We start from the raw sequence: 13045 nt of genomic DNA on the forward strand, positions 1-13045 counted from the left end.
GCCTCACCCCTTCATCTGCCGCTTGATCGTCGCCTGCGTCGCCTTGCCATAAGGCGGCTTCATCCCCGCCAGCCTGGCGACGTCGAGCCGCGGCTGGCTGTAGATCGCCTTGGCGTGGCTGAAGGTGCGGAAGCCGATCTCGCCATGATAGGCGCCCATGCCCGAGGGGCCGATGCCGCCGAACGGCAGATCTTCCTGGCTGACATGGAAGATCACGTCGTTGACGGTGGCACCGCCCGAGATCGTCCGGTCGAGCACCTGCCGCCGCTCGGCCTTGTCCTGCCCGAAATAATAGAGCGCCAGCGGCCGGTCGCGCCGGTTCACTTCGCCGATCGCTTCCTCGGTGGTCCGGTAGCTGCGCACCGGCAGCACCGGCCCGAAGATCTCCTCCTGCATCACCATCATGTCGTCGGTGGGGTTGCGGACGATGTGGAGCGGCAGCTTGCGGCTGTTCGAGGCGGCGAAATCCTCGCCCGCCGGATTGACCGCGATCACCTCGCCGCCTTTCGCGCGGGCATCCTCGATCCAGTCGGTCAGCCGCTGATAATGGCGATCGTTGATCACCGCGGTGTAGTCGGGGTTCGTCAGCAGGCTGGGATACATGCGTGATGCCGCGGCGACGAGCCCGTCGACCACCGCCGCCTCCTTCTCCTCGGGCACCAGCATATAGTCGGGCGCCAGGCAGATCTGCCCGGCATTGAGCATCTTGCCCAGCGCCACCCGCTCGGTTGCCCGGGCGATGTCGGCCGAACGGCCTACCACCACCGGCGACTTGCCGCCCAACTCGAGCGTCACCGGCACCAGATTGTCCGCCGCTGCATGCAGGATGTGCCGGCCGATGCCGGTCGCGCCGGTGAACAGCAGGTGGTCGAAGGGCAGCTCGGCGAACGCCTTGCCCACCTCCGGCCCGCCGCCGATGAACGCCAGCTCCTCGGGCGCGAAATAGCGCGCCGCCAGCTCGGCCATCAGCGCGGCGGTCACCGGCGTATATTCGCTGGTCTTCACCATCGCGCGGTTGCCCGCGGCGAACACGCCGGCAAGCGGGCTCATCACCAGCTGCACCGGGAAATTCCACGGTGCGATGATCCCCACCACGCCCTTGGGCTGATATTCGATCCGGGCCCGCCCGCCGAGCAGGCCCAGCGGGAACATCGCCGGCTTGCGGCTCGCCTTCGACCAGGCCTTGAGATGCTTGCGGGCATGCGAAAGCGGCCCCACCGATGCGGCGATATCGGTGATCATCGATTGCTCGCGGCTGCGATGACCGAAATCCTCGCTCAGCGCATCGCAGAGCGCGCCCGCATTCTCCGAGACCATCGCGATCGCCCGCGTCAGCCGGTCGCGGCGCACGTCCAGCGGCACCGGCAGCTCGGCCATGAAGGCGGCGCGCTGGCGGTCGAGAATGTCCTTCATGTCCTCTCCTCTTTCCGGGGAGCCTAGACCGGCAGCGGCCCGATCGCCAAGCCGAGCCATACCGCGAACGCCGCCGCCGCCAGCATCACGCCGAAGGGCAACCGGTCGGTCGCCGTCACGCGCTTGCCGCCGAGCATCAGCCCCAGCACGCCGGCCAGCCCGATCAGGCAGGCAGCGAGCAGCACCAGCGGCAGCGCGTGCCAGCCCAGCCACAGCCCGATCCCGCCGAACAATTTGGGGTCGCCGCCGCCCAGCCCCTGGCGCCCGCGCAGCCGGCGATAGCTCCAGGCGACCAGCCACAGCACGCCGAACCCGGCCGCGCCGCCGATCAGCCGCTCGTCCAGCGGCGGGTTCAGCCCGAGCAACCCGGTCGCCAGCCCCGTCGCCGCCAGCGCGGCGGTGAGTGCGTTGGGCAGCCACAGCGCCGCCACGTCGAGCGCTGCCAGCGCCAGCAGCAGCCAGCCGAACACCGCGCCTGCCGCCCCTGCGGGATCGGGCGACACGATCGCCGCCGCCACGCCGATCGCGCCGCCGATCACCTCGGTCAGCACATGGCTCATCCGGATCGGCGCGGCACAGCCCCGGCAACGGCCGCGCTGGAGCAGATAGCTCAGCACCGGCACCAGCTCGCCAGCGGTCAGCCCCTTGCCGCAGCTGTCGCACTCCGATCGCCCGCGCGAGATCACCCGCCCCTCGGGCCAGCGGATCGCCAGCGTCGCGATGAAGCTGCCGAAGACCAGCCCCAGCACGCCGAGCAGCACCGCCCAGCCCCAGGCCGGATCAATCGTCATGCCGCGGCTCCCGCTTGCGGATCAGGTAGCGCCATACGCCGAAGCAATTGATTCCGAACAGCACCAGGTTCTGCGTCCACAGCGGCTCGTCCTTCGACAGGAACGCGCCCACGATCCAGGCGATGCTCGAGGTGACGAACAGCGCGAAGCCATAGCCGGTCCAGCGCCGCCCGAGATCGAGCGAGACGAGGAAGGCCGCGACGATCCCGCTGATCGAGGCGTACCATTTGAGAATCTCGATCGACGTCATCGCTTTGTTGTCATGCCGGTGCCCGCAGCTTTTGCAAAGCGCCGCGCGCGGCCCTAGATGCGCCCCAACCAATAAGAGGATCAAACATGTCCGCAGACCCGGTCGTCATCGCTTCCTATGCCCGCACGCCGATGGGCAGCTTCCAGGGCTCGTTGAGCGACGCCAGCGCGACCGATCTGGGCGCGGCCGCCGTCGGCGCGGCAGTCGAGCGCGCGGGGCTCAAGGGCGATGCGATCGAGCGCATCTACATGGGCTGCGTCCTCCCGGCCGGCCTCGGCCAGGCGCCGGCGCGCCAGGCGGCGCTCAAGGCCGGCCTGCCCAACCACATCGAAGCGACGACCGTGAACAAGATGTGCGGCTCGGGCATGCAGGCGGCGATCATGGCCGCAGAGGCGCTTGCCGCCGGCTCGGTCGACCTGCTGATCGCGGGTGGCATGGAGAGCATGACCAACGCGCCCTATCTCTCGATGCGCCACCGTTCGGGCGCCCGCATCGGCCATGACGTGCTCAAGGACCATATGTATCTCGACGGGCTCGAGGACGCCTATGAGCCCGGCCGCCTGATGGGCAGCTTCGCCGAGGAAGTGGCGCAGGAATATCAGTTCACCCGCGCGCAGCAGGACGATTTCGCGATCGCCTCGCTCGAGCGCGCCAAGGCGGCGCAGACGAGCGGCGCGTTCGACCGCGAGATCGTTCCCGTCGAGGTGAAGACCCGCAAGGGCACCGTCTCGGTCAGCCAGGACGAGCAGCCCGCCAAGGGCGATCCCGCCAAGATCCCCACGCTCAAGCCCGCCTTCTCGAAGGACGGCACGATCACGGCGGCGAACGCCTCGTCGATCTCGGACGGCGCCGCCGCGCTGGTGATGACGCGCCTGAGCGTGGCCGAGAAGCTCGGTCTCACCCCGGTCGCCCGCGTCGTGTCGCATGCCGCGCATGCCCATGCCCCGGCGCGCTTCACCACCGCGCCCGTGTTCGCGATGCAGAAGGCGCTGGCCAAGGCCGGCTGGTCGACGGGCGATGTCGACCTGTTCGAAGTCAACGAGGCCTTTGCTGCGGTGGCGATGATCGCGATGCGGGAGCTGAGCCTCGATCATGGTGTCGTGAACGTCAATGGCGGCGCCTGCGCGCTCGGCCATCCGATCGGCGCCAGCGGCGCGCGCGTCCTCGCCACCTTGCTCTCGGCGCTGGAAGCCCGTGGCGCCCGCCGCGGCCTCGCCTCGCTCTGCATCGGCGGCGGCGAAGCGACGGCGATGGCGGTGGAAATGCTGGACTGATCAGGCCGTCATCCCGGCGAAAGCCGGGATCTCGGGCAAGGGAAGGGAAAATGGTCTTCGATCTTCGCGGCGCGCTGCTCAAAAAGGCCGAAATAGAATCGGCTCGCCTCGACGATTTCGAATTCCGCCTCCGCGCCCGCACGATGCGCCTCCTCGCGCCGCTGCTCGGCGTTCAGGTCGAGGACTTGGTCGCCCGCATCGCGGTCGAATCCGACGAGGCGATCCTCGCCACCCTGCCCGACACCGCCCGCGCCTGGTACGACGAGGCTCGTATCGAAGCCCGCCGCCAGCTGATCGAGGAACGCGGCGACCCGACGCCCCACAAGCTCGCGTAAGACCCGTCATCCCGGCGAAAGCCGGGATCTCAGGCGATGGCGCATATGGCACGAGATCCCGGCTTTCGCCGGGACGACGCCTATTGGTTAGCCGGGATTAGCCTAGTTCAGGCTCTCGCCCGGCTCGGTGCCCCAGATATGGCTCTGCTCGACATAGCCGCCGCGGCCAGCGACGTCGAACCAGCACCAGCCGCTCGCGCACCGGCTCACCCGGCCGACCACGCCCGGCGCCGCGCGCCAGCTCACCCGGGCGTTGAAGCGCGGATTGTCGCGCATCTCGGTGACCGTGCCGATCACCATCGCGGTGCGCACGTCGTCGAGCAGATTGGCCAGCATCCAGCCCTGGGTGCCGTCCGGATCCTCGACCTTGCGCCACTCGCCATAGAGGGCGATCACCTTCAGCGGCAGGCCCTTGCGCTGGTAGAGCCAGTTCGACGGATAGTTGCGCCCCGGCCCGGTGCGCATCCGCGCCTTCTCGGCCTTGATCGAGACGTAATAGGGCGGCGTGCGCTGGGCGAGCGCGGGAACGGCCAGCCCGAGCGCTGCGACGCCGAGCAGGAGCCATTTCCAGAAACGCATGCGACCCCCGTGAATTTGTGTGCGAGCCATGTACCCTGAGCTGCCCCCCGCCATCAACCGTTGACTGGCGCCGCGCCACCCGCCAAGCCGCCCTTTATGGCACAAGGCCCGCGCCCTTCCCGCCCCCGGGTGATCGTCACCCGCGCTTTGCCCGAGAGCATCGAGGCGCGCATGGCCGAATTGTTCGATGCCACCGCCAATCCCGACGACACGCCGATGACCCGCGACCAGCTCGCCGCGGCCATGGCCGATTGCGACGTGCTGGTCCCGACGGTGACCGATCGGATCGATGCCGCGCTGATCCAGGCTGCGCCCGACCGGCTCCGCCTCATTGCCAATTACGGCGCCGGCGTCGGCCATATCGACCTGAAGGCGGCGCGCGAGCGCGGCATCACCGTCACCAACACGCCCGGCGTGCTGACCGAGGATACCGCCGACATGGCGATGGCGCTGATCCTCGCGGTGCCGCGCCGGCTGGTCGAGGGCGACGAGCTGGTCCGCGCCGGCGGCTGGAAAGGCTGGGCACCCACCTCGATGCGCGGCCACCGGATCGGCGGCAAGAAGCTCGGCATCCTCGGCATGGGCCGGATCGGCCAGGCCGTCGCGATGCGCGCGCGCGCCTTCGGGCTGCAGATTCACTATCACAACCGCCATCGCCTGCCCCAGGTGCTCGAGGCGCAGCTCGGCGCCACCTGGCACGAAGATCTCGACGCGCTGCTCGAAGCCGCCGACATCCTCACCATTCACACGCCGCACACCGATTCCACCGGCGGCCTGATCGACGCGCGCCGGCTCGATCTGCTCGGCCCCAAGGGCTGGCTGATCAACACCGCCCGCGGCGAGATCGTCGATCCCGAGGCGATGATCGCCGCGCTTTCGGACAAGCGCATCGCCGGCGCGGGGCTGGACGTCTATGTGAACGAACCCGCGGTCGATCCGCGACTGGTCGCGCTCGACAATGTCGTGCTGCTGCCCCATCTCGGCTCGGCGACGTTCGAGGGGCGCGAGGACATGGGGATCAAGGTGATCGCCAATATCCGCGCCTGGGCCGACGGGCACCGCCCGCTCGACCAGGTGCTCGACGGCTGGCTCTAGTTTATCTTATTAATACTTGCCGTTACTTGGCGCATTGCCTCCGATACGGAGCAGGTTCCTTCGCGTTAACCAGTCCCGGCAAGGATTTGGCAAGCGCTTGGACTGCGTAATAACCCTTACGCAATGACCCTTAGGGGCAGTGCATGGGGGACAGCAATGCTACCGAGAGAATCCCGGCGGGAAGTCGTCATTCCCGCCCAGATGCGCAGCAAGGGGGGATGGAGCGACGTCACCATCCGCAACATATCGCCGCACGGCATGATGCTGCTGGCGCCGTTCCCGCCCAAGCCGGGGACCTATGTCGAGGTACGCAAGTCCTCGCTGGCGCTCGTCGGCCGCGTCGTGTGGGTGAAGGGCAAGACGCTCGGCATCCAGCTGATCGAGCGGCTGAACTTCAACGCGCTGCTCCGCGCCGCGAACGAAGGCTGGGCCGCGAGCCAGGTCCATGCGCCCCGCCCCGAAGCCACCGCCACCGATACACCGGCCCCCGAGAGCCGGCGCGGCACCATTCTCCCCTGGCTGCTGGCAGGCACCACCGTGCTGCTGGCAAGCGGCTGCGCGGCAGTCGCGCTGTTCCAGGTCTGATCGAGATTTCCTGACGACTTCCCGAGATGCGGCCGAAGCCGCACCGGAAACCCCTTAGGTTCGCACCCTATCAGTCGCCCGTCAGGATCCGGTCCACCAGCTGCTTCACCGTCGGCACGAACCCGTTCGAATAGAAGGGGTCGCGCTTGAAGTTGTAGGCAGCATGCCCCGCGAACATCAGGTTCTCGTCGGTCGGGCCGCCATGCGCGATGTCCTGCAGCGTCTTCTGGATGCAGAAGCTGCGCGGGTCCGCCAGCCGGCCGGTCGAGTTGGTCTCGGTATCCGCCCAGGACGAAAAGGCGCACTGGCTCAGGCAGCCCATGCAGTCCTTCTGGTCGGTGCGGATGATCTGCTGCTCCTCCGGCGTCACGAACACCAAAGTGTTGTCCGGGGTCTTTAGCGCGGCGGTGAAGCCCTCGCCGAACCACTGGCGCGCGCGCAGCAGGTCGTTGCGGGTCACCCAGAAATTCTTGCCCTTCACGCCCACGTCGAGCTGGAAGGTGTGATCACCCGCCTCTTCGGTCGAATAGGCGATCTGGCGCTCCGAACGCGCCTCGAGGTTGCGCAGGAACGGGTTCTTGACCGCGCTCGAATAGAAGCCGGTCGGCGAGAAGCGGTGCAGCAGCACCTCGCCTTCCTCGATCTCCATCAGCTTGGACTTCCAGCCCTGCGGAATCGGGCTTTCCTGGGTAAGCAGGGGCCGCGTGCCGAACTGGAAGGCGATCGCGCCCAGCTCGGGATTGTCGATCCAGTTGTTCCAGTCGCGCAGGTACCAGACGCCGCCGGCCATCACGATCGGCACTTCGTCCGGAATCCCGCCCTCGCGCATCACCGCGCGCAGTTCCTTGACGCGCGGATACGGATCCTGCGGCTGCAACGGGTCCTCGGCGTTCGACAAGCCGTTATGGCCGCCGGCGAGCCAGGGATCCTCATAGACCACCGCCGCCAGCCACTCGCTCGCCTTCGAATAGGCGCGCTTCCACAGCGCCCGGAAGGCGCGGCCCGAGCTGACGATCGGCAGGTAGTTGACGTTATACGACGCCGCGATCTCGCTGAGCTTGTAGGGCATGCCAGCGCCGCAGGTGACGCCCGCCACCATGCCGCGGGTGCGCTCGAGCACGCCGTGCAGCACGCGCTGCGCGCCGCCCATTTCCCACAGCACGTTGATGTTGATCGCGCCCTTGCCGCCAGCGATCTCGAAGGCCTTCTTGACCTGCTGGACGGCGCCTTCGATCGCGTACTGGATCAGTTCCTCATGGCGCTCGCGGCGGGTGAGCGCGTGATAGATCTGCGGGATGATCTTGCCATCGGCGTCATAGCTGTCGGCATTGACCGCCGAGACGGTGCCGATACCGCCGGCGGCAGCCCAGGCGCCTGCGCTGGCGTGGTTGGTGGCAGCCACACCCTTGCCCCCCTCGACGATCGGCCAGACCTCGCGGCCGTTGTACAGGATGGGCGACAGACCCTTGAACACAGAACCTCCAGACCAAAAAATTCGGGCGACGCTAGACGGATTGGACGCAACAAGCGAGCAACATTCGTTATTGCAGTGCGTCAGGCCGTCCCATCGCGGCGCCATAGAGCTTCGCATAAGCGGCGATCATTTCGCCTTCATCGAACAACGCACGGGCGCGCGCACGGTTCTCATCCCCGACATAGCGGCGCTCCTCGGGGTGTTTGACGAACATGCTGATATAATCGCGCATCAGCACTTCCATCCGCTGCGGCGGCAGGAAGTGCAGGTTGCGCGGGCCCACCATCTGCGGGATGTCGCCCACCATCGGCGCCACCACGGGCAGCCCGGCGGCCATCGCCTCGATCACCGAGATCGGCGCCTGCTCGCTCTTGGATGAGAGCGCGAACACGTCGAACAGGCCCATATATCTGTGCGGATCGGGCAGGAAGCCGGTCAGGATCACATCGTCCTCCACTGCCATCGCCTCGGCGGCATCGAGGATCGTCTGGCGCTCCGGCCCCTCCCCGACGATCGCCAGCTTGAAGCGCCCGCTCAGCCCCGCCACCGCGCGGACCAGCATCGGCAGGTCCTTGACCGGCCTGAGGCCCGCAACCGCGCCGATCACCAGCGTGCCCGGCTTCAAATTCTTCAGCTGCGGGATCAGGCTCGCATCCGGCTTGCCGGCATAGAGCTTGGTCTGCACGCCGTTGGCGATACGGAACAGCCGTTCGCGGGGTTGCCGCCACTGCTTGAGCGCGATCCGCTCGAGCACGGTCGAGGGCACGACCAGCGCATTGGCGGCCGGCAACGCGATCCGGCGGTACATGTTGCGCACCGGATTGAGCTTCTCGGCCTCGTCCTGGTTGAACCCGTCCTCGTGATGGACCACCGGCGGCAGCCCCTTGCCGAAGACGCGCGCCGCCATCACCCCATCGATCGCCCCCCAATTATAGGTCAGCACCAAATCGAAGCGGCGCATATAGCGCGCGATCGCCTCGTAGCGCCCCACCGAGGGCCGGCCGGTCAGCGGCGGCGGGTCCTGCGCGATCTCGTACTTGATCCCCTTGGCGATCATCTCGCGCGCGCCGAGCTGGTCGGGCATCGCCGAGACGATGGTGTGCCGCGCCTTGTCGCCGAACGCATTCATCAGGCGCACGGCCCGCGCCTCCTTGCCGCCAAGGTTGAAGGTCGAGTGGAGATGAAGGATGTGGATGGGCATCGTTGGGAGGGGTGCTTAGCGTCCAAAATCCAATCCGTCATCCCGGCGAAAGCCGGGATCTCAGGCGAGGGTTCCCTCACGCCCTCCATACTCGTCACCCTGAACTTGTTTCAGGGTCCAACTCTCCGCGAGGGATAGGCTGGAGGCTCAGGCGCGATCGCCCGCCGCACCTTGGATGCTGAAACAAGTTCAGCATGACGGAGAACTAGGAACTAGGCGCCCGCCACCTTCGCCAGCAGCCGCTCGATCCCCGCCACCGCCTCGGGCTCGTCGAGGGTCGGCGCGTGGCCGGTTTCGGGCACGGTCACCAGTTCGGCACCCTTCACGCGCTTGACCATCTTGTCCGCGGTCTCCGCGCTCAGGATGTCCGAGCGCTCGCCGCGCACGATCAGCAGCGGCCGGCCCGCCATCGCATCGATCGTCGGCCACATGTCGGGCCCGGCCTCGTTGCCCGGCACCCGGAAAGGCTCGGCGATCTTCATGTCATAGTCGAGGACGATGCGGCCCGAGCTGTTCACCCGGTAGAGCCGCTTGGCCATTCGAAGCCAATCCTCGATGCCCCAGTTCGGATAGACATCGGCATTGCCCTCTGCCACGCCGCGCGCCGCGTGCATCCAGGTCGGATACCACACCGCCTTGCCGACATAGGTGCGGATGCGCGCCAGCCCCGCCGGATTGATCTCGGGCCCGACATCGTTGAGCACCACGCCCGCCAGCTTGTCGCGCTCGGCGGCGGCCAGCAGCATCGTCACCAGCCCGCCCAGCGACGTGCCGACCGCGACGAACCTGCCGATCTTCTGCTCCTCGAGCAGCGCCTCCACGTCCTGGAAATAAGTGAGCGGCACATAGGACATCGGGTCCTTGGCATAGGCGCTCTCGCCGCGCCCGCGGAACTCGACGCACAGTACGCGCCACTGCCCGGCCAGCCGCTCGGCCAGCGCCTCATAGTCGCGCGCATTGCGGGTCAGCCCCGGGAAGCACAGCACCGGCGGCTTGTCCGCCGGGCCTGCATATTCGCGATAGTGGAGACGAATCCCGTCCCGCGACCACCAGAAACCGTCGGAATAGTTGCGTCGCTCGGCCATCCTTCCCCATATCGCCGCATGGACTTCACTCCGCAACAGGCGATCCTCGAACTTGGCGACAGCTTCTACGATCCGGTAGCGGCGGCGCGCTTCCCGCAGACGATCCTGCGCTTCCGCAACGACCGTGCCGCGGCGCAGGTCGGGCTGGATGGCCTCAGCGACGACGAATGGATCGCCCATTTCGGCCGGTTCGAGCCGCTCGCCGGCAGCCTGCCCGCCCCGCTGGCGCTGCGCTATCACGGCCATCAGTTCCGCGTGTACAATCCCGAGATCGGCGATGGCCGGGGCTTCCTGTTCGCCCAGATGCGCGATGCGCAGGGCCGGCTAATCGACCTGGGCACCAAGGGATCGGGCCAGACGCCGTACAGCCGCTTCGGTGACGGGCGGCTCACGCTCAAGGGCGGCGTCCGCGAGATTCTCGCGACCGAGATGCTCGAGGCGCTGGGTGTCGAGACCAGCCGCACCTTCTCGCTGATCGAGACCGGCGAGGAACTCCACCGCGGCGACGAGCCCTCGCCCACCCGCTCCTCGGTGCTCGTCCGGATGAGCCACGGGCATATCCGCATCGGCACCTTCCAGCGCCTCGCCCATTTCCAGGAAACCGAGGCGCTGGCGCAGCTCGTCGCCTATGTGCTGCGCCATTATTATGGCGAAGAGCCTGGCGAGGATGCCGCCGCGCGCCTGCTCGGCCATGTCGTCGCGCGCACCGCGACGATGGCGGCGCGCTTCATGGCCGCCGGCTTTGTCCACGGCGTGCTCAACAGCGACAATATCAACGTCACCGGCGAGAGCTTCGACTACGGCCCCTGGCGGTTCGCCCCGTTCTGGGAACCGGGCTTCACCGCCGCCTATTTCGACCATGCCGGGCTCTACGCCTTCGGCCGCCAGCCCGAGGCGATCTATTGGGATGCGATGCAGCTCGCCATCTCGCTGCGCCCGCTCGCCGAAGAGGATGCGCTGATCGCGGCGATGGAGACCTTCCCCGAAGTCTATCAGCGCGAAGTGACAGCCGCGTTGCTATGGCGCCTGGGCGTGACCCCGCGGGGCACCGAGGCGGACCGCGTGCTCGCACAGGTGCTCGAAAGGGCGCTCGCCGAGACGCTCACTCCGCTCGACCAGTTCTTCTTCGATGCGTTCGGCGGCAACCTTCCTGCTCATTATGGCGAAGCGTTCGACGATCTGCGCGGTCAGCTCGCCTTCTACCAGCCCCGCAAGCCTGCCCTGAGCGGAGCCGAAGGGGCCCGCGATCACGCCTATTGGTCCGGGGCGCCCTGCTCGATGCTGATCGACGAAGTGGAGGCGATCTGGGCCGCGATCGCCGAGCGCGACGACTGGGCGCCGCTCCACGCCAAGGTCGCCGCGATCCGCGCCATGGCCGATGCGCTACGCTGATCCGGCGACGCATCGCCGTCGTCTCGGACGCGCCCGGGGCCCGGCACTGGCCTAGCCGTCAAAATTGGTGCAAGAGCGCCTAACCCTTCCAGAAAGCTCCTTCCCTCCGAAATCGATGCCCGGCACGGAAATCATCTCGACCGAACCCGCCACCGGCGCCGTCCTGTGGCGCCAGACCAGCGGAGACGCAGACAAGGAAGTCGCACTCGCCCGTGCCAGCTGGGCAGCATGGGCCGCGCATCCGCTCGCCTATCGGATCGAGGCGCTGCGCCGCTTCGCCAATGTCGTGCGCCAGAAAGCGGATGCCTTCACCGATCTGCTCGCCCGCGAGACCGGCAAGCCGCTCTGGGAAGCGCGCACCGAAGTCGAGACGGTGATCGCCAAGGTCGACATCTCGATCACCGCTTTCTCCGAGCGCACCGGCCAGCGCCGCATCGATGCGCCGATGAACACCCGCCTGGCGCTGCGCCACAAGCCGCATGGCGTGCTGGCAGTGCTAGGCCCCTATAATTTCCCGGTCCACCTGCCCAACGGGCACATCGTCCCGGCGCTGCTGGCCGGCAATGCAGTGGTGTTCAAGCCGTCGGAGAAGACCCCGGCCTCGGGCGCCTTCCTGGTCGACTGCTTCCACGCCGCGGGCATTCCCGCGGGCTGTGTCCGCCTGCTCGTCGGCGGGCCGGATGAGGGCAAGGCGCTGGCCGGCCATCCGGACATTGACGGGCTGCTGTTCACCGGCTCGGCGAACACCGGCATCGCGCTCAACCGCCAGTTCGCCACCAAGCCCGAGAAGATCCTCGCGCTCGAAATGGGCGGCAACAATCCCATCGTCGTATGGGACACGCCCGATCTCTATTCTGCCGCCGTCCTGGTGGTGCAGTCCGCCTTCACCACCGCCGGCCAGCGCTGCACGGCCGCGCGCCGCCTGATCGTCGACGAGAAGCTCTACGAGCCGCTGATGGTCGAGCTCAACAAGCTGATCGGCCGGCTGATCATCGGCGAGCCGCATGCCGATCCCGCCCCGTTCATGGGCCCGGTGATCGACAATGATTCGGCGGACATGCTCACCGAGAGCTTCCTGGCGCTGCTGACGATGGGCGGCCGCCCGATCCGCCACATGGAACGCCCGATCGAGGGCCGCCCCTTCCTTACGCCCGGCGTCATCGACATGACCGGCGTGGCCGAGAAGGTCGATGTCGAGCTGTTCGGCCCGATCCTCCAGGTCTTCCGCGTGAACAGCTTCGAAGAGGCGATCGTCGAGGCGAACGACACGCGCTACGGCCTGTCCGCCAGCCTGATCTCGCAGAACCCCAAGCTCTACGACCAGTTCTGGGCGAACATCCGGGCGGGCATCGTCAACTGGAACCGCCCCACCAACGGCGCGTCCTCGGCCGCGCCCTTCGGGGGCGTCGGCTGGTCGGGCAACCACCGCCCCAGCGCCTATTACGCGGCGGACTATTGCGCATATCCGGTGGTCTCGTCGGAAAGCGATTCCGCCCGCGCTTCGATGGGTGTCGGCCTGCGGGACGCCTGAAACAGTTTGGACACCGAAACAAACTTGACCCAGAACTAAC

13 protein-coding genes are annotated in these 13045 nt (G+C 67.6%); 6 read left to right on the forward strand and 7 right to left on the reverse strand.

What is annotated here, in order from left to right; translation table 11 throughout:
• Positions 1-3 precede the first annotated feature (3 nt).
• From P6144_RS05435 to P6144_RS05445, 3 genes are read right to left on the reverse strand one after another with little or no spacing between them, the layout of a single operon-like run.
• Complete coding sequence (locus P6144_RS05435; protein WP_277766683.1) at positions 4-1413, reverse strand: coniferyl aldehyde dehydrogenase; 1410 nt, start codon at positions 1411-1413, stop codon at positions 4-6.
• 23 nt (positions 1414-1436) lie between these two features.
• Positions 1437-2204: an A24 family peptidase gene (locus tag P6144_RS05440; RefSeq protein ID WP_277766684.1), complete on the reverse strand. Its 768-nt coding sequence runs from the start codon at positions 2202-2204 to the stop codon at positions 1437-1439.
• Positions 2194-2454, reverse strand: a complete 261-nt coding sequence (locus tag P6144_RS05445; protein ID WP_277766685.1) for a hypothetical protein — start codon at positions 2452-2454, stop codon at positions 2194-2196. The genes P6144_RS05440 and P6144_RS05445 overlap by 11 nt, the downstream gene beginning before the upstream one ends.
• An 86-nt stretch (positions 2455-2540) precedes the next feature.
• Between P6144_RS05445 and P6144_RS05450 the strand changes: the two genes are divergently transcribed.
• Both P6144_RS05450 and P6144_RS05455 read left to right on the forward strand, forming a co-directional pair.
• Positions 2541-3728, forward strand: a complete 1188-nt coding sequence (locus P6144_RS05450) for an acetyl-CoA C-acyltransferase (RefSeq protein WP_277766686.1) — start codon at positions 2541-2543, stop codon at positions 3726-3728.
• Positions 3729-3778: 50 nt separating this feature from the next.
• Positions 3779-4063 (forward strand): hypothetical protein, encoded by a 285-nt coding sequence (locus P6144_RS05455; protein ID WP_277766687.1) that lies wholly within the window; start codon positions 3779-3781, stop codon positions 4061-4063.
• Positions 4064-4165: 102 nt separating this feature from the next.
• On the opposite strand, the gene P6144_RS05460 is transcribed toward P6144_RS05455, so the two are convergent.
• Positions 4166-4642 (reverse strand): SH3 domain-containing protein, encoded by a 477-nt coding sequence (locus P6144_RS05460; RefSeq protein ID WP_277766688.1) that lies wholly within the window; start codon positions 4640-4642, stop codon positions 4166-4168.
• A 96-nt stretch (positions 4643-4738) separates the two neighbouring features.
• Here P6144_RS05460 and P6144_RS05465 point away from each other — a divergent pair, with 96 nt between their 5' ends.
• Both P6144_RS05465 and P6144_RS05470 read left to right on the forward strand, forming a co-directional pair.
• On the forward strand, positions 4739-5737 hold the full coding sequence (locus P6144_RS05465) for a D-glycerate dehydrogenase (RefSeq protein ID WP_277766689.1): 999 nt from the start codon (positions 4739-4741) through the stop codon (positions 5735-5737).
• Between the two features lie 156 nt (positions 5738-5893).
• A complete protein-coding gene (locus tag P6144_RS05470; protein WP_277766690.1) occupies positions 5894-6322 on the forward strand; it encodes a PilZ domain-containing protein in 429 nt (142 codons plus the stop codon).
• 70 nt (positions 6323-6392) lie between these two features.
• On the opposite strand, the gene P6144_RS05475 is transcribed toward P6144_RS05470, so the two are convergent.
• From P6144_RS05475 to P6144_RS05485, 3 genes are all read right to left on the reverse strand, one after another.
• Positions 6393-7796 carry a nitronate monooxygenase gene (locus tag P6144_RS05475; RefSeq protein ID WP_277766691.1) on the reverse strand — a complete coding sequence of 468 codons (1404 nt, stop codon included), beginning with the start codon at positions 7794-7796 and terminating at the stop codon, positions 6393-6395.
• A gap of 67 nt (positions 7797-7863) precedes the next feature.
• Positions 7864-8997: a glycosyltransferase gene (locus tag P6144_RS05480; RefSeq protein ID WP_277766692.1), complete on the reverse strand. Its 1134-nt coding sequence runs from the start codon at positions 8995-8997 to the stop codon at positions 7864-7866.
• A gap of 212 nt (positions 8998-9209) precedes the next feature.
• The gene (locus tag P6144_RS05485; protein WP_277766693.1) at positions 9210-10082 is read right to left on the reverse strand and encodes an alpha/beta hydrolase; all 873 of its coding nucleotides are present in this window, start codon (positions 10080-10082) and stop codon (positions 9210-9212) included.
• An 18-nt stretch (positions 10083-10100) separates the two neighbouring features.
• Between P6144_RS05485 and P6144_RS05490 the strand changes: the two genes are divergently transcribed.
• Together P6144_RS05490 and astD are read left to right on the forward strand one after the other, a co-directional pair.
• Positions 10101-11474, forward strand: a complete 1374-nt coding sequence (locus P6144_RS05490; protein WP_277766694.1) for a protein adenylyltransferase SelO family protein — start codon at positions 10101-10103, stop codon at positions 11472-11474.
• Positions 11475-11589: 115 nt separating this feature from the next.
• On the forward strand, positions 11590-13005 hold the full coding sequence (gene astD / locus P6144_RS05495; RefSeq protein ID WP_277766695.1) for a succinylglutamate-semialdehyde dehydrogenase: 1416 nt from the start codon (positions 11590-11592) through the stop codon (positions 13003-13005).
• Positions 13006-13045: the final 40 nt, after the last annotated feature.

Origin of the sequence: Sphingomonas sp. HITSZ_GF (assembly GCF_029543155.1) — a bacterium.
Classification (GTDB): domain Bacteria; phylum Pseudomonadota; class Alphaproteobacteria; order Sphingomonadales; family Sphingomonadaceae; genus Sphingomonas.